The sequence below is a fragment of the Variovorax paradoxus B4 genome (genome assembly GCF_000463015.1).
GTDB classification, from domain to species: domain Bacteria; phylum Pseudomonadota; class Gammaproteobacteria; order Burkholderiales; family Burkholderiaceae_C; genus Variovorax; species Variovorax paradoxus_E.
On the sequence record NC_022247.1, the window covers coordinates 3,623,623 to 3,644,510 of the forward strand.

At 66.8% G+C, this 20,888-nt stretch carries 20 protein-coding genes and 2 pseudogenes; 10 read left to right on the forward strand and 12 right to left on the reverse strand.

Features of this window, described 5'->3' with window-relative positions:
- Positions 1 to 23 precede the first annotated feature (23 nt).
- Genes VAPA_RS16895 through VAPA_RS16910 form a run of 4 tightly spaced genes read right to left on the reverse strand, consistent with a single transcriptional unit; the run spans position 24 to position 3,908 of the window.
- Positions 24 to 1,034, reverse strand: coding sequence for a TRAP transporter substrate-binding protein (locus tag VAPA_RS16895; protein ID WP_021007983.1), 1,011 nt, complete (start codon positions 1,032 to 1,034; stop codon positions 24 to 26).
- A gap of 51 nt (positions 1,035 to 1,085) precedes the next feature.
- Entirely contained in the window at positions 1,086 to 2,366 is a 1,281-nt protein-coding gene (locus VAPA_RS16900) for a TRAP transporter large permease subunit (RefSeq protein WP_021007984.1), read from the reverse strand.
- 15 nt (positions 2,367 to 2,381) lie between these two features.
- A complete protein-coding gene (locus VAPA_RS16905) occupies positions 2,382 to 2,942 on the reverse strand; it encodes a TRAP transporter small permease (protein ID WP_021007985.1) in 561 nt (186 codons plus the stop codon).
- Between the two features lie 42 nt (positions 2,943 to 2,984).
- Entirely contained in the window at positions 2,985 to 3,908 is a 924-nt protein-coding gene (locus tag VAPA_RS16910; protein WP_021007986.1) for a shikimate dehydrogenase family protein, read from the reverse strand.
- 200 nt (positions 3,909 to 4,108) lie between these two features.
- Between VAPA_RS16910 and VAPA_RS16915 the strand changes: the two genes are divergently transcribed.
- The 6 genes from VAPA_RS16915 to VAPA_RS16940 all read left to right on the forward strand — a co-directional run bounded on the left by VAPA_RS16915 (position 4,109) and on the right by VAPA_RS16940 (position 9,560).
- Positions 4,109 to 4,903 (forward strand): IclR family transcriptional regulator domain-containing protein, encoded by a 795-nt coding sequence (locus tag VAPA_RS16915; protein ID WP_021007987.1) that lies wholly within the window; start codon positions 4,109 to 4,111, stop codon positions 4,901 to 4,903.
- Between the two features lie 73 nt (positions 4,904 to 4,976).
- Positions 4,977 to 5,987: a Bug family tripartite tricarboxylate transporter substrate binding protein gene (locus tag VAPA_RS16920; protein ID WP_021007988.1), complete on the forward strand. Its 1,011-nt coding sequence runs from the start codon at positions 4,977 to 4,979 to the stop codon at positions 5,985 to 5,987.
- Between the two features lie 25 nt (positions 5,988 to 6,012).
- Positions 6,013 to 6,678 (forward strand): response regulator, encoded by a 666-nt coding sequence (locus tag VAPA_RS16925; RefSeq protein ID WP_021007989.1) that lies wholly within the window; start codon positions 6,013 to 6,015, stop codon positions 6,676 to 6,678.
- 13 nt (positions 6,679 to 6,691) lie between these two features.
- A complete protein-coding gene (locus tag VAPA_RS16930) occupies positions 6,692 to 8,098 on the forward strand; it encodes a sensor histidine kinase (RefSeq protein WP_041946493.1) in 1,407 nt (468 codons plus the stop codon).
- Positions 8,099 to 8,115: 17 nt separating this feature from the next.
- On the forward strand, positions 8,116 to 9,135 hold the full coding sequence (locus VAPA_RS16935) for a Bug family tripartite tricarboxylate transporter substrate binding protein (RefSeq protein WP_021007991.1): 1,020 nt from the start codon (positions 8,116 to 8,118) through the stop codon (positions 9,133 to 9,135).
- 20 nt (positions 9,136 to 9,155) lie between these two features.
- Positions 9,156 to 9,560, forward strand: coding sequence for a DUF6194 family protein (locus VAPA_RS16940; protein ID WP_021007992.1), 405 nt, complete (start codon positions 9,156 to 9,158; stop codon positions 9,558 to 9,560).
- Positions 9,561 to 9,585: 25 nt separating this feature from the next.
- Here VAPA_RS16940 and VAPA_RS16945 read toward each other — a convergent pair whose 3' ends face one another.
- Positions 9,586 to 10,659: a LysR family transcriptional regulator gene (locus VAPA_RS16945; RefSeq protein ID WP_196232511.1), complete on the reverse strand. Its 1,074-nt coding sequence runs from the start codon at positions 10,657 to 10,659 to the stop codon at positions 9,586 to 9,588.
- A 1-nt stretch (position 10,660) separates the two neighbouring features.
- On the opposite strand from VAPA_RS16945, the gene VAPA_RS16950 reads away from it, so the two are divergent.
- The 4 genes from VAPA_RS16950 to VAPA_RS16965 all read left to right on the forward strand — a co-directional run bounded on the left by VAPA_RS16950 (position 10,661) and on the right by VAPA_RS16965 (position 13,610).
- Positions 10,661 to 11,212: a cupin domain-containing protein gene (locus VAPA_RS16950; RefSeq protein ID WP_021007994.1), complete on the forward strand. Its 552-nt coding sequence runs from the start codon at positions 10,661 to 10,663 to the stop codon at positions 11,210 to 11,212.
- A complete protein-coding gene (locus VAPA_RS16955) occupies positions 11,209 to 12,015 on the forward strand; it encodes an alpha/beta fold hydrolase (protein ID WP_021007995.1) in 807 nt (268 codons plus the stop codon). Before VAPA_RS16950 ends, VAPA_RS16955 begins: the two co-directional genes overlap by 4 nt.
- A 30-nt stretch (positions 12,016 to 12,045) precedes the next feature.
- Positions 12,046 to 13,032: a tripartite tricarboxylate transporter substrate binding protein gene (locus VAPA_RS16960; RefSeq protein WP_021007996.1), complete on the forward strand. Its 987-nt coding sequence runs from the start codon at positions 12,046 to 12,048 to the stop codon at positions 13,030 to 13,032.
- A 125-nt stretch (positions 13,033 to 13,157) separates the two neighbouring features.
- Positions 13,158 to 13,610, forward strand: a complete 453-nt coding sequence (locus tag VAPA_RS16965) for a hypothetical protein (RefSeq protein ID WP_021007997.1) — start codon at positions 13,158 to 13,160, stop codon at positions 13,608 to 13,610.
- Between the two features lie 52 nt (positions 13,611 to 13,662).
- Here the strand turns inward: VAPA_RS16965 and VAPA_RS16970 are convergent, their stop codons facing one another.
- The 7 genes and pseudogenes from VAPA_RS16970 to VAPA_RS16995 form a co-directional block, all read right to left on the reverse strand.
- A complete protein-coding gene (locus tag VAPA_RS16970) occupies positions 13,663 to 14,892 on the reverse strand; it encodes an ROK family transcriptional regulator (RefSeq protein ID WP_021007998.1) in 1,230 nt (409 codons plus the stop codon).
- Positions 14,885 to 15,682, reverse strand: a complete 798-nt coding sequence (locus VAPA_RS16975) for an ATP-binding cassette domain-containing protein (RefSeq protein ID WP_041946143.1) — start codon at positions 15,680 to 15,682, stop codon at positions 14,885 to 14,887. The genes VAPA_RS16970 and VAPA_RS16975 overlap by 8 nt, the downstream gene beginning before the upstream one ends.
- Positions 15,682 to 16,642: pseudogene (locus VAPA_RS16980) on the reverse strand (ABC transporter permease). The gene VAPA_RS16975 and the pseudogene VAPA_RS16980 overlap by 1 nt, the downstream one beginning before the upstream one ends.
- Positions 16,643 to 16,658: 16 nt before the next feature.
- A complete protein-coding gene (locus VAPA_RS16985; RefSeq protein ID WP_021007999.1) occupies positions 16,659 to 17,663 on the reverse strand; it encodes a sugar ABC transporter substrate-binding protein in 1,005 nt (334 codons plus the stop codon).
- 190 nt (positions 17,664 to 17,853) lie between these two features.
- Positions 17,854 to 18,060 (reverse strand): annotated as a pseudogene (locus tag VAPA_RS35190) (pentapeptide repeat-containing protein); the annotation flags it as partial.
- Between the two features lie 12 nt (positions 18,061 to 18,072).
- Positions 18,073 to 18,357 (reverse strand): pentapeptide repeat-containing protein, encoded by a 285-nt coding sequence (locus VAPA_RS35195; protein WP_230558886.1) that lies wholly within the window; start codon positions 18,355 to 18,357, stop codon positions 18,073 to 18,075.
- Between the two features lie 351 nt (positions 18,358 to 18,708).
- Complete coding sequence (locus VAPA_RS16995) at positions 18,709 to 20,868, reverse strand: LamG-like jellyroll fold domain-containing protein (RefSeq protein ID WP_021008000.1); 2,160 nt, start codon at positions 20,866 to 20,868, stop codon at positions 18,709 to 18,711.
- Positions 20,869 to 20,888 lie beyond the last annotated feature (20 nt).

Consider the following 20,888-nt stretch of genomic DNA (forward strand, 5'->3'; position numbering starts at 1 on the left):
TCTTCACTCGCCTTTTTTTGGATTTACTTGCGGACCTTTGCGATCTCGGCGTACAGGTCCTTCACCACGGCCTCGCCCACCAGGGCGCTGTGCTTGTCCACCACCGGCTTGACCTTGTCGCGAAGGCGCTGCATTTCGGCGGGACTGAATTCGGTCACCTGCATGCCGGCCTTCTTGAGGTCCGCCAGTGCGGCCTGGGCCTGTCCGCGCGACACTTCGCGCTCGAACTTGGTGGCTTCGTCGGCCGATTCGGTCATGATTTTCTTTTCGGCATCGCTGAGCGAATCCCAGAGCTTCTTGCCGACGATCAGCGCCTGCGGGTTGTAGACGTGCTGCGTCAGCGCAAGGTGCTTCTGCACTTCGGCGAACTTCGACGTGCGGATGACCGTGTTCGGATTCTCCTGGCCGTCGACCGCCTTTTGTTCGAGCGCCGGGTAGAGCTCTGGAAAGGGCATCGGCGTGGCGTTCGCGCCGAGCGCATTGAACAGATCGATGTAGATCGGCGACTGGATCACGCGGATCTTCAGGCCGGCCAGGTCTTCCACCTTGTTGATCGGGCGCTTGCTGTTGGTCACGTTGCGAAAGCCCAGGTCCCAGTAGCCGAGACCGATGAGGTTCTTGGCCGCGAGTTCCGAAAACAGCTTCTTGCCGAAAGGCCCGTCGGTCACCGCATCGGCTTCCTGCGGATTGGCGAACAGGAACGGGAAATCGAAGACCGCGAAGGCCTTGACCTGGTTGGAGAGGATGCCGGCATTGAGCACGGTCATCTCGATGGTTCCGCCCTGGATGGCAGAGATGGTCTGCACGTCGCCGCCGAGCGTGCCGCCGGGGAACAGCTTGACCTGCATCTTGTTGCCCGACTTCTGCGCGACGAGTTCGCCGAACTTCTTCGCGCCCAGGGCCTGTGGATGGTCGCCCTGGTTCTGGAACGCGAACTTGATCGAACGCTCCTTGATGTCTTGCGCAACGGCCGCGGCCACGGGCAGCAGCATTGCAATGCCGAGGCAAAGGGCGCGGGTGATGGTCTTCTTCATGGCTTGTCTCCTTGGGGGTTTGAATCGAAACAGGGAACGTGAAACACGGGGTCAGCCGGCGAACCAGCGCATGGGCACCAGCACGATCGAGGGGAAAAATACGAGCAGGAACATCACGATGAACTGCGCCGTCATGAACGGCAGCACGCCGCGCGTCACCTCGTCCATCTTCATCTTGCCGACGCCCGCCACGACATTGAGCACGGTGCCCACCGGTGGTGTGATCAGCCCGATGGCGTTGTTGATGATGAACAGCACGCCGAAATAGACCGGATCGATGCCCGCGGCCTTGACCACCGGCATCAGGACCGGCGTGAGAATCAGGATGGTCGGCGTCATGTCCATGGCCGTGCCGACCGCCATCACGAGCACCATGATCGCGATCAGCAGCAAGGTCTGGTTGCCCATGAAGGGCTCCAGCAGGCTGATGAGCTTGCTCGGCAGGTCGGCCACCGTGATGAGCCAGGCGGAAACCATGGCCGCCGCCACCAGGAACATGATCACGGCCGTGGTCTTGGCCGCGCTCACGAAGACCCGATAGAGCTGCGCGAAGTTCATCTCGCGGTAGACCACCATCGCGACGAACAGCGCGTAGACCGCCGCGACGACGGCCGCCTCGGTGGGCGTGAACACGCCCATCTTGAGACCCACCAGCACGATCACCGGAAGGAACAACGCCCACAGCGACTCCTTGAAGGCCTTCGCGCGCTCGGCACCGGTGGCCTTGGGCGCCGGCTGGATGTTTTCGCGCTTGGCGACCCACCACCACGCGACGGCGATGCCCAGCCCCAGCATGATGCCGGGCACGATGCCCGCAAGGAACAGCTTGCTGATCGATACGTTGGCCGCAACGCCGAAGATCACGAATCCGATCGATGGCGGAATGACCGGCGCGATGATGCCGGCCGAAGCGATGAGGCCCGCGGCGCGCGCCTTGTCGTGGCCCGCACGCACCATCATCGGCAAGAGCAGCGCCGCGAGCGCAGCGGTGTCCGCAACCGCCGAGCCCGACAGCGCGGCCAGCAGGCAGGCCGCCAGAATGGCCACGAAGCCGAGACCGCCGCGGCGATGGCCGACGAGCGTCAGGGCGAGGTTGACGATGCGCTTGGAAAGGCCGCCGACATTCATGATCTCGCCGGCCAGCATGAAGAAGGGAACGGCAAGCAGCGGGAAGCTGTCGGCGCCATTCACCACGTTCTGCGCCAGGATCTGCGCGTCGAACAGGTCGAGGTGGTACATCAGCGCCACGCCCGAGAGCAGCAGCGAATAGGCAATCGGGATGCCCAGCGCCATGGCGGCGAGCAGCGAGCCGAGGAAGATGAATACGGTCATGGTGGGTTCCGGCTCTCAGCGCTTGTCGTGGGTGTCGCGTTCGATCGCGTCGTCGCGCCCGAGCTGCGCCAGGTCTTCCGACTCCTGCACCATCACGAGTTCTTCTTCGCTCAGCTGGCCGGTGAGCGCGCGCACCAGGTCGCTCAGCAGGAACACCGCCGCCGAGGCTGCGAACACGATGCCCGAGGCGTAGAAGATCGCGGTCGATGCGCCGGTGACCGGCGCTTCCACGTCCCAGTTGATCTTTGCCTGCGCGAGGCTGCCGCTGAACAGCAGCCAGGTTGCATACAGCATGAGCAAGTGGCCCACGACAAGGCAGATCTTCTTGCCCAGTACCGGCAGGCGCGCCACCAGGAAGTCGGTGCCCAGATGCCCGCGCTCCTTGACCGCGACCACGGCCCCCAGGAACGTGACCCAGACAAAGAGCCACCGCGACACCTCCTCCGACACGGTGATGCCCGAGTTGAAGGCATAGCGAAGCACCACGTTGCCGAACACCAGCACGACCATGATGGCAAGCCCCAACGCGATCAGCGCATCGAGCACCTTGCAGTAGCCGTCGAATATCTTTGTCATTTCGTCTCCTCCTTGATATGGGTTTTCGTTTCGCCGCCCGGGTCAAGCCACGCTCGGCGACCGGTAGCGCAGGGGTTGGCGGATCTCGGCGTGCATGGCCGGCGGATAGACGATCTCGCGCAGAAAGTCGGCGTCGTCGCGCACGCCCTGCGCCGCATCGGCATGGCCGAAGTACCCGAGGTAGTGCGGCATCTGCTGGATCAGCATCTCGAAGCCGGCCTGCGCGTTGAGCCCGCGTGCGCGCGCCGCGCGCACCAGCGGCGTGGGCTGGTTGCGCAGCAGGATGTCGAACAGCGCGGCATGGCGGTCCATGCGGGCGACGTCGACAGGCAGCGCGTCGTTCTCATCCAGTCCGAGCGGCGTGGCGTTGATCACCAGGTCATAGCCTTCGGGCGCATTGCTGTCGGCGACTGCCACGTCGGCATCGAAGAAGGCGTCGAGCTTGGCCGCGACGCCAGCCGCCTTGCCGGCCGAGGTGTCGTAGAAGGCAATGTGCTCGGCGCCATCGACCGTGCCGCCTTCGGCCAGCGCCACACCGATAGCGGCGGCGCTCACGCCCGCGCCGAGGATCAGCACCCGCTTGCCGCGGAACGGAATATTGAAGTGGTCCAGCGCGCCCACGAGGCCTTCGCCGTCGAACAGGTCGCCCTCCAGCTCGTTGTTCTCGGTGCGGCGCACCACGTTGACCGAGCCCGCCACGCGGCCGAACAGGCCGCAGCCGTCGAGCAGATCGACCACCAGCGGCTTGTGCGGCGGCGCGATCACCATGCCGCGCACGTTGCGGGCCAGGAAGGCCGACTTGAAGAACACCGCGAAGTCGCGCAGCGGCACCTGCACAGGCAGCAGCACCGCGTCGATGCCGAAACGCTCGAAGACGGCGTTGAACAACCTCGGCAGGCGCACGTTGCGCACGGGGTCGCCGGGGATCAGGTACGCCAGGGTGCTGCCGGTGATGGAGGTGGTCATGTTCTTGCCTCTTTTGTGCGGCAATCGCTCCGAGGCCATTGCCAAGGCGAACTTTATCCATCTCGCCGTGCAATTCATCCTCGGGCGAGACCCGATATGCACGACAATCGTGCCAATGCGTTCGTTTATCGTACAAAAACAGGGTTTATCCTGATCGAGGCCAAGCGCGATGCCGCCCGCCGCACGGCACACTTCGAGCCATGAGCACCGATCTCACCGATCTTTCTCCCGCGCCGGCCGGCCTCGACAAGCGCGACTGGATCGCCGGACTGGAACGCGGCGTGAGCATCATCGAAGCCTTCGACGACGCCCATCCGCGCCTCACCGCCAGCCAGGCCGGCGAGCGCACCGGCATGACGCGCACGGCCGCGCGGCGCTACCTGCTGACGCTGCAGCACATGGGCTACGTGGCGGGCGACGGCAAGCTGTTCTGGCTCACGCCGCGCGTGCTGCGTCTGGGGCAGTCGTATCTCGACTCGGCACGGCTGCCGCGCATCGTCCAGCCCTTTTTGCAGCGCGTGGCCGCCGGCACGCACGAGATCGCATACCTGAGCGTGATGGACGGCGACGAGGTGGTCTACATCGCCCGCAACGGACCCAACCGAAGCATGAGCACCGGCTACGTGCTGGGCGCGCGCGTGCCGGCGCAGGTCACGGCCGCCGGCATGCTGATGCTCGCGCTGCGCGGCGAGGCCGAACTGGCCGAATGGCTGGCCACGCGGCAACTGCAGGTGTTCACCTCGTACACCATCGCGAGCATGGAGCGCATGAAGCTCGAACTGGCGCGCATCCGCGCACAGGGCTGGGCGCTGTCGGAGCAGCAGCTCGACCTCAATTCGCGCGGCATTGCCGTGCCGCTGCGCGACCGGCACGGCACGCTGGTGGGCGCGCTCAACATCACCATGCCGATGGGCCACGAAAGCTCCGAAGACGCGGTGGCGCGCGTGCTGCCGGTGCTGCGCGAAACCGCGCAGGCCATGCGCAACCTGATCTGACTGACAGCTTTCCGACAGCCTCCGTCGGGCAGGATGCGGGCTTTCTTTCACACAAGCGATGGAGACAAGCACCATGTCCGACAACCACTTCCTGAATGAACAGCAGGCCACACGCCGACAGTGGCTGCAGGGCGGCAGCGCGCTGGCCCTTGGCGGGCTGCTTCCGTCGATGGCATCGGCGCAGTCGGCCTGGCCCAGCAAGTCGGTGCGCTTCGTCGTGCCCTTCGCGCCGGGCGGCAGCTCGGAGATCGTCGCGCGCTCCACCGCCGCCGAGCTCTCGCGCACGCTGGGCCAGAGCGTCTTCGTCGACAACAAGCCCGGCGCGGCCGGCAACATCGCGATGAGCGAGGTGGCGCGCAGCACCGACCAGCACACGCTGATCCTCGGACACATCGGCACGCTGGCGGTCAACCCGTACATCTTCGCCAAGCTGCCCTACGACGCGAACAAGGATTTCAAGCCCGTGAGCCTGCTGGCCAAGGTGCCCAGCCTCTACGTGGTGCACCCCGACGTGCCGGCGAAGAACCTCAAGGAGTTCATCGCCTACGCCAAGTCGAACCCCGGCAAGCTGAGCTACGGCTCCGCGGGCAACGGCAGCGCAGGCCACCTGGCCTTCGAATACCTGAAGATGACCGCCGGCGTGTTCATGCTGCACGTGCCCTACCGCGGCACTGGGCCGATGGTGACCGACCTGCTCTCGGGCCGGCTCGACGCCTCGGCCATCGGCGCGGCGGCCATCATTCCCTTCATCAAGGCCGGCAAGGTGCGCTGCATTGCCACCGGCTCGGCCAAGCGCCTGGCGCAGCTGCCCGACGTGGCCACGGTCGCCGAGCAAGGCTTCCCGGGCTTCGAGATGACGCAGTGGTACGGCATGCTCGCGCCGGCCAGCATCGAGCCCGCGCAGCTTGCCAAGCTCTCGGCCGAAACGATGAAGGCCGTGAAGTCGCCCGATTCGATGCAGCGGCTGACCGCCGATGCGGCGGAAGCCGTCGGCGGCACGCCCGAGCAGTTCACGCAGTTCATCGCGGCCGAGCAGGCCCGCTGGCAGAAGGTGATCGCCCGGGCGAACATCAAGCCCGACTGAGCCTCGCAGGCCCTAGCATCGCGCCATGCGCATCCTGCTGGCCGAAGACGAACACACCCTGGGCACCTGGCTCTGCAAGGCGCTGGAGCATGCGGGCATCCAGGTCGAATGGGTGGACGATGGCCGGCTCGCGGACCGGGCGCTGCAGGCGCGCGACCACGATGCGCTGGTGCTCGACCTGGGCCTGCCGGGGATGGATGGCCACACGGTGCTGCAACGGCTGCGCGAACGCGACCAGCGGCTGCCGGCGCTGATCCTCACGGCGCGCGATTCGCTGAACGAGCGCGTGGCCTCGCTCAATGGGGGTGCCGACGACTTCCTTGCCAAGCCCTTCGCGCTGGCCGAGCTCGAAGCGCGGCTGCATGCACTGGTGCGGCGGGCGCGCGGCGTGGAGCATCCGCGCCTGGCCTGCGGCCCGCTGGTGTACGACGGCGCGCGCCGGCAGTTCGTGCTGAACGGCGAAGCGCTGGCACTGTCGCCGCGCGAGCTGGCCGTGCTGCGCGTGCTGGTGCAGCGCAGCGGCGAGCCGCTCTCGAAACAGCAGATCCTCGAACGGGTGTTTTCCGACGACGAAGAGGTGCACCCCGAGGCGGTCGAGGTCCTTGTCTACCGGCTGCGCAAGCGGCTCGACGGCAGCGGCGTTCGCATCGTGACGCTGCGCGGGCTCGGCTATGTGCTGGAGACCGAGTGAGCGGAGCGTGGCGCTGAACATTGCGGCTCGTCTGCGGCGCGCGAGCCTGTGGCAGCGGCTCGCGCTGCTGCTGTTCCCCGCCCTGCTCGCGGTGACTGGCATCGAGCTGTGGATGACACGGCACGACGCGCTCGCCGCCGCCAACGCGGCCTATGACCGTTCGCTGCTGGGCGCACTCAAATCCATCGACGCCAACATCTCGACCGCCTCGGGCGGCCTCTCGGTCGAGCTGCCGTACTCCATGTTCGAGTTCTTCGAGCTCACGGCGAGCGGCCAGGTGTTCTTTCGCGTGGCGACTTCCGATGGGCTGGTCGAACTCGGCAGCGCCGACCTGCCCGCGCCGCCCGCCGAGCTGGCCATGGGCGTGCCGTCCTTCTACGACGCGACCTACTTCGGCGAGGCGGTGCGACTGGCGGCCTACCGGCGCGACCTCGACCGCGCACCGGCCGGCAGCACCGGCCGCAGCGTGCTGATCCAGGTCGGCGAGAGCACGCGCTCGCGGCAGGAATTCACAGCCCGCTTCGTGCGCAGCGCCGCACTGCGCGACGGGCTGGTGCTGGCGATGCTGCTCTGCGGCACCGCCCTTGCGCTCGCTGCAGCACTGCGGCCGTTGTCGAGGCTGGCGCGCGAGGTGCAGGCCCGCACGCCCGACGACCTGACGCGCATCGCGGAGGCCGATCTGCCGGCCGAAGTGCGCCCGCTGGTGGCGGCGGTCAACCAGCAGATGTCGCGCACGCAGGACCTGGTGGTGCAGCAGCGCCAGTTTCTCGACGACGCCTCGCACCAGCTGCGCACCCACCTCACCACGCTGCAGATGCAGGCCGACTACGCGCGGCGCGAGCAGGACCCGGTGCAGGTGCAGGCGGCACTCGATGCGCTCGCGACCGAGATCGGCCGCGCGACGCGCAGCGCACAGCAACTGCTCGCGCTCGGCCGCAGCGACACGGTGGCGGTGGAGCCCGCTGAATTCGACCTCGCGGCGCTGCTGCGGGAAGTGGCCGTCGACCTGCTGCCGCTGGCGCGCGCCAAGCGCATCGACCTGGGCATCCATGCGCCCACGCTCGAGTTCTTCGCGGTTGCGGACCGGGGACTGCTGCGCGAGGCGCTGGGCAACCTCGTGACGAACGCCATCGCCTACACCCCGACCGAAGGAACGATCACCCTCTTCGCTGCCGGCGATGCGGCGGGCTGGAGCCTCAACGTCGAAGACGATGGTCCCGGCCTGGGCGAGGAAGAACGCGCCGCGCTGGGCCAGCGCTTTCGCCGCGGCGCACGCGCGGCCAAGGGCGGTTTCGGCCTCGGGCTGGCCATTGCGCGTTCCATCGCACAGCGGCACCGGGGCGAGCTGCGGCTCGAATCCCGCGAGGCGGGCACGGGCCTGCATGCGATCATCTGGTGGCCTCGGCCGGCCGCCAGCTAGCCGGGCGTACACAGGCCATGCCGATCTCCTCCGCCACCCGCCGCCATGCGCTGCGCACGCTGTCTGCATTGCTGCTGCCTGGAAGTCTTCGTGCCGCTGCGGCGTCGGCCAACGATCCGTCCGAGGCCGCGGCGGACTGCATCATTCCCGCCAAGGCGGGCGGCGGCTTCGACCTCAGCTGCGCCCTCGCGCGCGATGCGCTGCAGGCGGTGCGCCCGACGCGTCCGCCATTGGGCCAGCGCTACCTGCCGGGCGGCATCGGCGCGGTGGCCTTCGACCGCATCGCCACCGGGCGGCTCGGCGGACCGGGCACGCTGGTGGCGTTCTCGAGCGGCTCGCTGCTCAATCTTGCGCAAGGCCGCTTCGGGCCGCACCCGCCTTCAGCGGTGCGCTGGATCGCCACGCTCGGCACCGACTACGGCGTGATCGCCGTGCACCGCGACTCCCCCTACAAGCGCCTGCAGGACCTGATCGCCGCCCTGCGGCAAGAACCCTCGCGCATTGCCTTCGGCGCGGGCGGCACGGTCGGCAGCCAGGACTGGGTGAAGGCCGCGTTGCTGGTGCGCGCCGCGGGCCGCGATCACAAGGCCATGCGCTTCGTGTCCTTCGAAGGCGGCGGCGATGCGCTGGGCGCACTGCAGGGCAAGCATGTCGACGTATTCCCCGGCGATGCGGCCGAAGCCTTGCAGGCCATCACGGGCGGCGCGGCGGTGCGGCTGCTGGCCGTGCTGTCGCAGACGCGGCTGGGCGGCGCGCTCACCGGCGTGCCCACTGCGCGCGAGCAAGGCGTGGACATCGTCTGGCCGACGGTTCGCGGCCTGTACCTCAGCGCAAACGTGCCTGAAGCTTCTGTGCGTGCATGGACCACGGCCTTCCAGGAAGCGAGCGCAGCGCCCGGCTACGCGGCATTGCGCGAGCAGCACGGGCTCTACCCCTTCGCGCTCACCGGCGCCGCGCTGGACGAGTACGTGGCGGCGCAGATCAAGACCTATCGACGACTTGCCGACGAACTGGGCCTGCGACGCTGGCCTTCCTGAACGCTGGCAAGATCGCGCCCATGACCGAAGACGCGATCACCCAACACCTCATCGACCTGATGGCCGGCGGCCATTTACAGGTCGCCGACGACAACACTTTTTTCTTTCACGGCACGGACAACAAGTTCCCCTTCGCCACCATCGTGACGAAGGACAACGACTTCGACAGCGCCTCGAACCTGAATCGTCCCGGCGTCTTCCGCCTCAACGTGGGCGTCGGCAAGGAAACCTTCCGCGCGCTGTTCGGCGAACTGGACGAAGGGAACATCGACTTCACCGCGCTCGACAAGCTCATGCCGCATCCGGTGTACGCAAAGATGTACTGGGTCAGCGTGATCAACCCGAGCAACAAGACCTTCGAGACAGTGAAGCCTCTGCTCACGGAAGCCCGCAGCCTCGCGATCGCAAGGGACAAGAGCAAGTAGCCCTGCGCCGTCGGCAGTTGAACCCTCAGGCCTCGCGAGCGCAGGCCAGCATCAGGTCGCGCAGCCATTCGTGCGCGGGCGAATGGTCGGTGCGCGGGTGCCAGAGCATGCGCACATCGAACAGTGGCAGCTCGAGCGGGATGTCGAACAACGAGACCGTCGCCATGCGCGTCATGCGGCGCGCCAGGCGTGCGGGCACGCTGGCCACCATGTCCGAAGTCTCCAGCACGAAGGGCAGCGCCAGAAAGCTGGGCTTGATCATCTGTACCCGCCGGCGCAGGCCATGGGGTTCGAGCGCCGCGTCGATCTGCACGTTGTAGATCTGCGCAGCATCGAGTTCGATGGTCACATGCGGCAGCGCGCAGAAACTCCCCACATCGAGCGTTTGGGAAAGCACCGGATGGCTGCTGGCGCACAGGCCCAGGAAGCGATCCGAAAAGAGCTTGCGCCCCTTCAGGTAGTCCGGCGCTCCGGGGAAATACGTCAACGCCAGGTCGAGTTCGCCGGCCGCCATCATCTCGCCGAAATGATGGGGGTTGGTCTGCAGCACATGCAGCTTCACGCCCGGTGCCTCCTGCCGGATGCGGCGCATCACGGCCGGCATCATCAGCAGGTCGATGTAGTCGATGACGATCAGGCGGAAGGTCGTCGTCGCGGTGGCGGCATCGAAGCTCGGCGATTCGAGCACGCGCTCGAGCGCGCCGATGGCATCCTGAACACGTGGCCAGAGCACCAATGCCAGCTCAGTCGGCATCCACCCGCTGCCCGAGCGCATCAGCAATTCGTCGCCGAACAGATCGCGCAGCTTGGCAAGCGACACGCTCATCGACGACTGGCTCATTCCCAGCCGTTCCGCGGCGCGGGTGACGTGCTTTTCGCGCAGTAGCGCGTCGAAGGCGCGCAGCAGGTGCAGGTCGAGATCCTGAAGTTTCATGAACGCATCTTGCCGCGCCGACGCGCGGATCGGCCAGCGCCTTGCGACGGGAAAACCCGCATGCGTCATCACGAAGCCGATGGCGCGCATCGGATCTTGCGATGGCATCGGCGGGCCTGGAAGCGAATACTCGACGGCCTCCTTCACTTCCACAGAGATATTCACGATGGCCATTCCCCAGATCCGCGTCACGCGCGAAGAGATGCGCAAACGCGTTGCCTACTTCAAGGACCTCAAGGGCTTCGACGGAGGCCTGCCCGACAGCCGATATCCGAGCGCCGTGCGCAAGCTCTACAACGCAGTGGGCTTCCAGCCGCCGGCCGGCAAGGGCGGTGCAGAGGTGGTGTCGCCGGTGGGTGCGCAAGCCGCCGAGAACGCCGCGATCCGCATCAGCGAAGGCTTCAACCTGGGCTTTTGCGAGGCCAAGCCGGGCAACGGCCCGATGATGCACAACCACGACACCAACGAGACCTTCATGCCCCTGACCGGCACCTGGCGCTGCTTGTGGGAACTCGATGGCAAGGATGAGTACTTCGACGTCGGCCCCTGGGACATCTGCTCCTTCCCGCCCGGCGTGAACCGGCGCTTCGAGAACATCACCCACAGCGAGCCGAACAAGACGCACTTCCTGATGTTCGTCATCGGCGGCAACGCCCCCGAAGCCGACTTCACCGAGAAGGCCAAATCGACCCTGCGCGAAGAAGGCTACCTCGCATGAGCCTGGCCCACCCTTCATCGCCAGCGCTGAGCAGTTATGTTGCCAGCGCGCCGCTGGGCCGCTTCACCGAGGGCGACGGCACACCGTGGGGCTACCGCGACAACGCCCGCCGGAGCGTCAAGGCGCCGCTGGTCCTGTTGCCTGGCGCGCTTGGCAACGGCGACACGGCCTGGCAGGTGGCACAGGCCTTCGACGCCGAGCGCCGCGTGGTCAGCGTCACCTACCCCGGCGGCCGGAGCCCCGCGCAACTCGCCGAAGGGCTGGCTGCGCTGCTGCGGGATCTGGACACCGGACCGGTCGCGCTTTGGGGTTCGTCCTACGGCGCATGGTGGGCACAGCACTTCGCCGCCGGTTTTCCGCAGCAGGTCTCGGCCCTGTGGCTGGGCAACACCTTCGTCGACGGGTCCGACGTGAAGGCTTCGCCGCTGTTCGATGCGGCCTGGCTGGACACGGCCACCGACGACCAGGTCGTCTCCCGCTGGCATGCCGCCCTGGCGGCCAGGCCCGACGATCTGCTGCGCAGCGTGCAGCTGCACATGCTGCACCACGGCCTGCCGGCAGGCGCATTCCGCGAGCGGTTGCGCCAGGTGGCCCACGCGCAGGCGCCAGCTTCCGTGCCGGCCATCGCCGGCACGGTGGTGTGCGACTGCGCGGACGACCCGACGATCACACCCGCGGTGCGCGCGCGCGTTCGCGCGCTCTACCCCGATGCGCGGCACCTGAGCCTTGCGACGGGCGGCCATTACCCCCACATCGTTGCGCCGCAGCCTCTCATCGCCGCCCTGCGCGACTGGCTCGCCTGAGCCTTTCAGAAAAAAGAACGGAGACACCTCATGCAAGAACAACGTTTCTCTCGCCGCACCGTGCTGGCGCAGCTTGCCGCGGCTTCCGCGGCGATGGCCGCCCCTCCGCTGCTGGCGCAAGGCAAATGGCCCGACCGGCCCATCAAGGTCATCGTGCCCTTTGCGGCCGGCGTATCCCCCGACGTGGTGACGCGCATCATCAGCGAGCCCCTGGCGCGGGCCCTGGGGCAGCCCGTGGTCATCGACAACCGCGCGGGCGCGGCCGGCATCATCGGCGCGGAGATCGCGGCCAAGAGCCCGGGCGACGGCTACACGCTGTTCATGACGGTCAACTCGATCATGGGCATCAACCCCAACGTGTACACCAAGCTGCCCTACGACACTTTCCGCGACTTCACACCCGTGACGCAGGTCGCGCTGGTGCCCTATGTACTGGTCACCGGCCCGAACCAGCCCGACGCCACCCTGAAAGACCTGATTGCACGTGCGAAGGCCAAGCCGGGATCGGTTGACTACGGGTCGCTGGGCATCGGCTCGGGCCCGCACGTGGTGATGGAGATGATGAACAACATGGCGAGCATCCAGATGGTCCACGTGCCCTACAAGGGAAGCCCGTTGGCCGACGTGATGGCCGGGCAGATGCCGCTGGCCTTCGAGCCGGCCACCACGGCGATACCGCTGGTCAAGAGCGGCAAGCTGCGTGCATTGGCCATCACCAGCAAGAAGCGCAGTGCCGCACTGCCCGACGTACCCGCGGTGGCCGAGCTGCTGCCAGGCTACGACGGGGACGGCTGGCAGGGTTTCTACGTGCCGGCCGCAACGCCCAAGGACATCGTCGCGCGCTTCAACACCGAAATCGTGAAGGTGCTGAAACAACCCGACGTACAGCGCCGGCTGATCGACCTGGGCCTGCAGCCGGTGGGCAGCACGATCGACGAATTCGCCAAGGTCTCGCGCGACGAATACGCCAAGTGGGGAAAGATCGCAAAGTCGAACAACATACGCATCGACAGCTGAGGGAGGCCCATGGGAGTCGTCCCGCTCAAGCTCGGGACGGATTCCTTCACGGCGCATGGCGCAGGCCTACAGCGGCGCGCGGCAGCCCCATCAAGAATGGCTGAACACCACAAGGAGCTTCAGCCATGAGCCTGCAAAATTCGCTGCCCGCCCCGCGCGGAGCCGGCACCGAACGGTACTGGGCACCTTGCTTGGCCGTGGCGTTGGTGGCGGTCTCCCTCTTCTATGCGACGTTGAAAGACCTGGTGCAAGAGAGCGCGGCGCGTGCGCCGACCTTGGCAACCGCGGTCATGCCAGCCCATGTGGAGCCGACCAGGCCGTCCGATAACCGCTTGTTGCCAGATGTGCCGGATGCGACGGCACGCTCGTCCATGGAATCGCGGATGCCGGCACCCCGGCCCGCCCCGGCGATCGTCACCGCCGCGCCACCCGCCAAGGCCGTGCCCGCGTTCGTCGAAGTGCACAAGTGCGTCATGCCGGAAGGCGATGCTGCCTATTCCGACGGACCTTGCCCCGAAGGCGCAAGCGCGAGCACGCTGCGGCTGCCGCGCGACCCGCATGCATCGACGAACCTTTGAGCGGCTCGAACCGGCTACGCGCATCGCCCCGCAACGAACCCCGAGCAGCCTTTCAGGCCGCCTTCAAAAACACATCGTGGTCGGGCGCGAAGTTGGCATGCAATGGCAGCATCGCGCCGCCTAGCGCACAAGCCTGCGCCCCCACCCTGCCGCCGTGCAGACGCGGCGCCCACAGGCCTTCCCAATTGCATTGCGCCAGCGCCGCACGCGTCTGCTCCAGCAGCGCCTGCAACAACTCGCGCGACATCGAGCCGTCGATCACCACGTCGGCCAGGTCGAGCAAGGCCGTGCCACTGACGACGGCATGCGCCAGCGCCTGCGATGCGGTCGCCAGCCAGGCTTGGGTGGCTGCGGCATACGGCGCCTGCAACGCGCGGTCGTCGTAAGCGGCGGTCGCGTCGAGGCCTTCGCCGCGCAGGCGTTGCTCCAGTTCCCACAGCGAGGCTTGCGCCATCAACTGCTGCGGCAACGCGCCGCCGCCGCCCGCGCCGGGTGGTTGCACCGGCAGCGATGCGAGCGCGCCCGCGTTGCCATGCGCGCCCGTGTGCAGATGCGAATTGATGACCAGCCCGCCGCCCACGAAGGTGTCGACAAAAATGTAGAGAAAGCTCTTCAGGTCGTGCCCGCGCCCGCCCACCAGTTCGGCCACGCAGGCGGCCACGGTGTCGCGCGCAAAGCTCACCGGCACGTCGGTGCGCGCGCGCACCTCGGCCGCCAGGTCCATCTGGTTCCAGCGGTCCGACTGCGCCTTCGACAACCCCAGCGTCCGATGCCAGCCACCGAGCAGAAACGGCGCCGCCACGCCCGCGCCGACATTGCGCACCGCCAGTGGCCCGAGCCCGTCGCGCAGCCGATGCATGTGCTGCGCAATGGCGGGCAGCAACTCGTCCACGTCCGGAAAGGCATAGCTGATGGCGTGGCGCTCGCGCACTTGTGCGGTGAAGTCGATGAGCAGCCATTCGGCGCCGCGCCGTCCCACCTTGATGCCGATGGAAAAAGCGCCGTCGGGGTTCAGTGCCAACGGCACCGAAGGTTGGCCGATGCGGCCGCGCACCCGGCTCTGCTTGACGATCAGCTGGTCTTCTTCCAGCCGCGCGGTGATGAGCCCGATGGTCTGCGCGCTCAGCCCGGTCAGCCGCGCGAGGTCGGCCTTGGGCAGGCTGGTGTGAACGCGCAGCGCCTGCAGCACCGTGCGCTCGTTGAACTGGCGCATGCCGACCTGGTTGGACCCGCGGGGCCGAAGCAGGTCGGGCGAGCGCACAGGGGCTTCTGCATCAGGCATGCGCCTCCGCAGGCAGCTGGTCGGCCGTCATGGCGCCGGTCATCACGGCCACCGTATCGCTCATGCTGATCTTCTTGGGGTTGAGCACCGCCGCGCGCTTGCCCAGGCGCGCCACGTGGATGCGGTCGGCCACCTCGAACACATGCGGCATGTTGTGGCTGATGAGCACCACCGGCAGGCCGCGGTCGCGCACGCGGCGGATCAGCTCCAGCACCATGTTGCCCTCTTTCACGCCCAGCGCCGCGGTGGGCTCGTCCATGATGACCACATGCCGCGCAAAGGCCGCGCTGCGCGCCACCGCCACGCACTGGCGCTGGCCGCCCGAGAGCGTTTCCACCGCCTGCGTCATCGACTGGATGCCGACCTTCAGGTCCGCCATGCGGGCCGCGCTTTCGTGCAGCATCTTCTTCTTGTCGAGCATGCGCAGCACGTTGCCCAAAAAGCCGGGGCGGCGCAGTTCGCGGCCGAGAAAGAGGTTCTCGTAGATGGTCATGGCCGGTGCCACGGCCAAGTCCTGGTAGACCGTCTCGATGCCCGCGCGGCGCGCATCGAGCGGATTGCGAAAGTGCACCGGTGCGCCGTCGAGCAGGATCTCGCCCTCGTCGGGAATGGTGGCGCCCGACAGCGCCTTGATCAGCGACGACTTGCCCGCGCCGTTGTCGCCGATCACCGCGAGGATTTCTCCTTCGCGCAGTTCGAAGTCGACACCGTCGAGCGCCGTGACATGGCCATAGCGCTTCACCAGTCCCCGGGCCTGCATCACGATCTTCGGGTTTGCGACGGTGTTCATCAGCGGGCTCCCCGGCGCGAGAGTTGATCGGCCGCCACCGCCAAAATCACCAGCACGCCCGTCACCAGCACCTGGTAGATCGACGACACGCCCATCAGCGTGAGCCCGTTGCGGAACACGCCCACGATCAGCACGCCGATCAGCGAGCCCAGCACCACGCCGCGGCCGCCGAACAGGCTGGTGCCGCCAAGCACCACCGCAGTGATCGCGTCGAGGTTCTCTGTCTGCCCCGCGTTCGGGTCGCCCACGCCGGTGCGCGCCACCGACAGCAGCGAGGCGATGCCGTACAGCGCGCCCGCCGCCACGTACACGCCCAGCAGCACGCGCTGCGTCGGAATGCCGACCAGGCGCGTGGCCTCGGCGTTGTTGCCCACTGCGTAGATGTGCCGCCCCGCGGCCGTCTCGCGCAGCACGAACCATGCGAGCGCATAGAGCACCAGCGATCGACGCACCGCGCCCACGCCACGGCGGCGCGCCGACGGCGAAGGTGGTGCCCAGCCCCGTGAGGCCGGCAGGCAGGTCGGTGATGGTCTGCGAGGACGAATACAGCTGCGTGATCGCGAACGCGATGTTCAGCGTGCCCAGCGTCACAATGAAGGGCGGCAGCTTGATGCGCGTGACCAGCAGGCCGTTGATGAGCCCGAACAGCGTCGTCACGCCCACGCCGCAAAGAATGGCCACCGGCACCGGCAGGCCGAGCTCGGTCGCGAACTTGCTCATGATGATGCCGCCCAGCGCCATCACCATGCCGCACGACAGGTCGATGCCCGCCGTGAGAATGATCAGCGTCTGGCCGATGGCGATCACGCCGACCACCATCACCTGCTGCAGGATCAGCGAGAGGTTGTCCCCCGTGAGAAAACGGTCGGACTGGGTCGCAAAGAAGATGCATGCGCCAAGCAGGGCCAGCCACGGCCCCAGGGCGCCCCACGGAATGTGGTGCGTTGGAGATTTCGCCATCAAAACGCTCCGATGCTTACTTCTTGCCCCAGCACAGCTCGGTACCGGTCTTGGTGTCCTTGCTGTCGACGCCCGGCACGCTCTTGCCCGCGATCAGGGTCACGCCCGTGTCGACGTAGCCCGAAGCCTTCTTGCCCGTCTTGGCAAACTCCACGCCAGCCGCCACGCCCATGGCAGCCATCTTGAGCGGGTACTGCTGCGAGGTGGCGGCAATGATGCCGGCGCTAGTGTCCTTGATGCCCTGGCAGCCCCCGTCCACCGAGACGATCAGCACGCCCTTCTCCTTGCCCGCGCGCTTGAGCGCGTTGTAGGCACCGGCCGCGGCGGGTTCGTTGATGGTGTAGACCAGGTTCACTTCAGGCGCCTTCTGCAGGCAGTTCTCCATCGCGGTCTGCGCCTTGGCCTGGTCGCCGAAGCTGTCGGCCATGCAGACGATCTCGGGCGCCTTCGACAGCTCGTTCGACTTGGCATCGTTCGCCGGCAGGCCGAAGCCCTTCATGAAGCCGTTGTGCCGCTGCGCCCCCACCGGGTGGCCCGGCAGCAAGTCGAGCGCGACGATCTTGGCCGGCTTGCCGGCCATCGCGGCCTTGGCGTATTCGCCGATCAGCACGCCGGCCGTGTAGTTGTTGGTGGCAAAGAGCGCGTCGGTCGCATCCGGCGGATCGGCCGGGCTGTCGAGCGCGATCACCATCACGCCCTTGTCGCGCGCCTTCTTGATGGCCGGCACGATCGCCTTGGCATCGCTCGGCGTGATGAGGATGGTCTTGGCGCCCGCGGCAATCATGTTTTCCATGGCGGTGATCTGGCCCGCGTTGTCGCCGTCGGCCTTGCCCGAGCCGGAGAGCAGCTTGGCGCCGAGCTTCTTGGCTTCTTCCTGCGCGCCCTCCTTCATCTTGACGAAGAAGGGATTGGTTTCGGTCTTGGTGACCAGGCCGATGACGGGCTGGTCGGCGGCGAAGGCGGCGGACGATGCGGCCAGGGACATGGCCGCCATGGCCAGGATGGAGCGGGAGCTGAACATGGTTTGTCTCCGTACGTTCGTTGGCGGGCGGCAAGCGCCCGCAGGGCTGGATAACCGGCCGCGTGCCCTTGTGCAAGGAAGCGGCGGCCGGACGCAGGGAGACTATCGATGAGCGAAGCGACTAAATCAAGTGGTTTTAGTTATCGAAAACCCGAGGGCCGCAAGTTCGCATCGCCCCCATCCTTCCCCCTCACAGGGTGTTGTTGAGCAGGGCGCCTTCGAATTCGAGCTGCTCGAAATAGCTGTTCGTGAAGTCGACCTGCTCACCGCGCAGGCTCCTGGCATTCACGTTCGTTCCCTTGCACTCCAGCACCTGCACGTTCCTCCAATCGCTGCCGTCGAAGTTCATGCCGTTCCAGGTGCACTGGACGAAGCGGCAACCGCGAAGCGAGCTCTGGCTGAACTGCGCCTAGTCGAAGGCACAGCGCGTGAACACGCAATCCGCCATGGCAATGTGCTCGAAATTGCACCGCGTGAAGCTGCAGCCGTCGAGCTGGCAGGCGGTCCATCCGGCGTGCCGGAAGACCGTGTCCGTGAAGCTGCTGCCCGAGAAGGACGACGCGGCGAACTGCGCCGTCTCCAGGTCGAGCCCCGCATAGGCATTGGCATCGCTTTGGCCGGCCAGGCCCGCGGGCGCGCCGCCGAGGCCTTTGCGCCATTTGTCGTGGTCGAGAATGATTTGTTGGGCGCTCATTGTTTTATTCGTCCGGGTTCTTGTATTGAGCAGCGATCTTGTAATTCGCGTGGACACGTACTGCCGGCCTGGAACCTCGCATTCCACGATTGGGTAGATCAAAAAATAAGATTTTTGTTTTCAAATTGAGCCTAATGCCCACCTCCATTTGCATGGCCCCCAATTATTTTAAATGTGGGTTCATCACAAGAAGGCGTGCCGAATTAAGAAATCAATTTGCTCGCATCAAGAAAATCCGGCCTGAATAGCGCTATTGCGTACCACCCAGGAAATCCGAATCGTGCTGCTGCCGGTTCCGCGGCAAAGGCGGGGACGCAGCAGCCCCGCCCTCGCCCGTTCTTTTCTATCCGTTCAACCCGCCGCGCGCGCCGTCAGCCACTGGCCAGGCGCCAGCGCGACCCCCACCACGCGCACTTCCCCGATGTTGCCGAAGAAGCCGTCCGCCCGGGCGCCGTCCCATGAGCCGCCGCCCACCACCCAGGGCGAGCTGGCCGAGAGCGTGGCCAGTCCGGGTGCATTGCCGATGTTGCGCAGCACCGGTGCGCCTTCGACATACATCGTGGTGTCGTGCGACACCGGGTCGTTGACGACCGCGATGTGCACCCAGCGGTCGGCAATCACCTCGCCGGACCAGTTGGTCTTGGGCGAGCGGGCGCCTGCCGCGCTCGGCACCACTTCCCACTGCACTTCGCGCAGGCTCGAAATCGCGAACAGCATGGGCGGTGCTTCGGGGTCGCCGCCCTGATAGCCGGCGAGGTCGCCGCGCCGGCCGTCGCGCGTCATGATGTTCATCCACGCCTGCTTGTTGCTGGTCCAGCTCTTGTCGATCTTCACAAAGGCCTCGACGGTGTAGCCGTTCTCCAGCGTCTGGCCGTTGATCGGCGCGGCGGCCTCGGTGAGGAAGTAGCTCAGGCGCGGCACGTTCTTGTCGGCGTTCAGGAAGCGCACCGAGCCGGGCGCCGCCGAGAGATGATGGCGGTCATCGGTCCATACGATGTCGCCGTCCGCAGCGCCCTGGATGCCGCCCTGGTTCAGTGCGTCGCGATGCAGCGGATTGGCGCCGGTCACATCGGCGATGATGGTGCCCGGCGACACCGACTGGTTGACGGCGCCGCCGAAGAAGCGCCAGTGCGCGAGCGTGTTCGCAACCCTGGGATAGTCGTCCGGATTCGAGGCCGGCCGCTGCGCGGCCACTTCGGGCTCGGTATAGTTCGCGAGGATCATGGCCCTGGCCTGGTCGACCAGCGAACCATCGATGGTGGCGTTGCCCGTGCCGAAGCTCTTGTTGAAGCCCGCGAAACGCTGCGCGAAATCCATCTCGATGGTGAAGGCCTCGTTGGACATGGCGAGTACGGCCTGGTCGAAGGACGTCAGCGTGGCAGCCGGCTTCTGCGGCACCCAGGGCGAGAACGACAGCACCCTGATCTGCTTGTGCGTCAAGTCGAATTCGTACAGGCGCATCAGGCCGTTGCCGCCCTGGTAGGCCATCTGGTAGTCGACCACCATCTCCTCGACCTTGCGGCCGAAGTCGTTGGTCTTCGTGAGGTGCGCGGCGCCATGGTGATGGCCGTTGAGCGTCATGAAGATCTGGTCGTTGTCGCGGATCAGCTTCTCCCACAGCATCTTGCCGTAGTCGGTCTCGAGCGGGCTGGTGCCGTCGGCAGCGATGTTGAGCAACTGGTGGTTGACCAGGATCACCGGCAGCGTCGGATTCTTCGCGATCACCTGGCGCGCCCAGGCAATGCCGGCATCCGAGATGCGCCACGACAGCGACAGCACCATGAATTTCTGGCCCTGTGCCTCGAACACGTGGTATTCGTGAAAGCCGCTGGCATCGCGCGCACCGAAGGTGGCTTGGCGCTTGGCGCGTTCGGTGCCGAACCATTGCAGGTAGGGCTCGCTGGCAAGGGTGCGGGTCGCATCGGTGCCGCTGTTCGGGTCGACGCTGTAGTCCACGTCGTTCAGCACGTCGTGGTTGCCGGCGAGTACGCTGTAGGGCAGCCTGGCGTCTTCCAGCACCTTCATGGCGCTGTCGGCCACCTTCCACTGCTCGGGCTTGCGGACCTGGTCAACCACGTCGCCGAGATGGATGGTGAAGGGAATGTTCAGGGCCTTGGCGTTGGCCGCGATCCATTTCGTCTGCGCCGCGAAGGGCTCGCTGCCGAAGCGGTTCTGGTACTGGCTGCTCTCGTCGGACGTGGCATAGCGCGCATAGAACTGCGTGTCTGGCATCACGGCGAGCGCGAAGCTGGAGATCTTGGTGTCGACCGGCGCCGCGGGCGGCGGCGGTGCGGGCGCCGGAGCGGGCGCCGGCAACGGGCCGAAGCCTGGCGCACCGCCACCGCCACCGCCGCAGGCGGCCAGCAAGGCACCGCTGCCACCGACGGTCAGCAGGGACGCGCCGAGCTTGAGGACCTGGCGCCGCGGCGGGGTCGCGGGTTCGGAATGGGATTCGGGCAGCGAAGGATTGCTCGGTGCGCGCGCACCGCGCGGGTCGTCGGAAACAGACATGTCGATGGGAAAGCGTTGAA

Excerpts from the sequence above, each read along its gene's own strand:
- VAPA_RS16920 (WP_021007988.1), top strand. The coding sequence starts at position 4,977 with ATGTCCGACAACCACTTCCTGAATGAACAGCAGGCCACACGCCGACAG.
- VAPA_RS16935 (WP_021007991.1), top strand. The coding sequence starts at position 8,116 with ATGCCGATCTCCTCCGCCACCCGCCGCCATGCGCTGCGCACGCTGTCT.
- VAPA_RS16985 (WP_021007999.1), bottom strand. The coding sequence starts at position 17,663 with ATGTTCAGCTCCCGCTCCATCCTGGCCATGGCGGCCATGTCCCTGGCC.
- VAPA_RS16975 (WP_041946143.1), bottom strand. The coding sequence starts at position 15,682 with ATGAACACCGTCGCAAACCCGAAGATCGTGATGCAGGCCCGGGGACTG.
- VAPA_RS16900 (WP_021007984.1), bottom strand. The coding sequence starts at position 2,366 with ATGACCGTATTCATCTTCCTCGGCTCGCTGCTCGCCGCCATGGCGCTG.
- VAPA_RS16950 (WP_021007994.1), top strand. The coding sequence starts at position 10,661 with ATGGCCATTCCCCAGATCCGCGTCACGCGCGAAGAGATGCGCAAACGC.
- VAPA_RS16895 (WP_021007983.1), bottom strand. The coding sequence starts at position 1,034 with ATGAAGAAGACCATCACCCGCGCCCTTTGCCTCGGCATTGCAATGCTG.
- VAPA_RS35195 (WP_230558886.1), bottom strand. The coding sequence starts at position 18,357 with ATGAGCGCCCAACAAATCATTCTCGACCACGACAAATGGCGCAAAGGC.
- VAPA_RS16960 (WP_021007996.1), top strand. The coding sequence starts at position 12,046 with ATGCAAGAACAACGTTTCTCTCGCCGCACCGTGCTGGCGCAGCTTGCC.
- VAPA_RS16905 (WP_021007985.1), bottom strand. The coding sequence starts at position 2,942 with ATGACAAAGATATTCGACGGCTACTGCAAGGTGCTCGATGCGCTGATC.
- VAPA_RS16965 (WP_021007997.1), top strand. The coding sequence starts at position 13,158 with ATGAGCCTGCAAAATTCGCTGCCCGCCCCGCGCGGAGCCGGCACCGAA.
- VAPA_RS16940 (WP_021007992.1), top strand. The coding sequence starts at position 9,156 with ATGACCGAAGACGCGATCACCCAACACCTCATCGACCTGATGGCCGGC.
- VAPA_RS16955 (WP_021007995.1), top strand. The coding sequence starts at position 11,209 with ATGAGCCTGGCCCACCCTTCATCGCCAGCGCTGAGCAGTTATGTTGCC.
- VAPA_RS16910 (WP_021007986.1), bottom strand. The coding sequence starts at position 3,908 with ATGACCACCTCCATCACCGGCAGCACCCTGGCGTACCTGATCCCCGGC.
- VAPA_RS16925 (WP_021007989.1), top strand. The coding sequence starts at position 6,013 with ATGCGCATCCTGCTGGCCGAAGACGAACACACCCTGGGCACCTGGCTC.
- VAPA_RS16970 (WP_021007998.1), bottom strand. The coding sequence starts at position 14,892 with ATGCCTGATGCAGAAGCCCCTGTGCGCTCGCCCGACCTGCTTCGGCCC.
- VAPA_RS16915 (WP_021007987.1), top strand. The coding sequence starts at position 4,109 with ATGAGCACCGATCTCACCGATCTTTCTCCCGCGCCGGCCGGCCTCGAC.
- VAPA_RS16995 (WP_021008000.1), bottom strand. The coding sequence starts at position 20,868 with ATGTCTGTTTCCGACGACCCGCGCGGTGCGCGCGCACCGAGCAATCCT.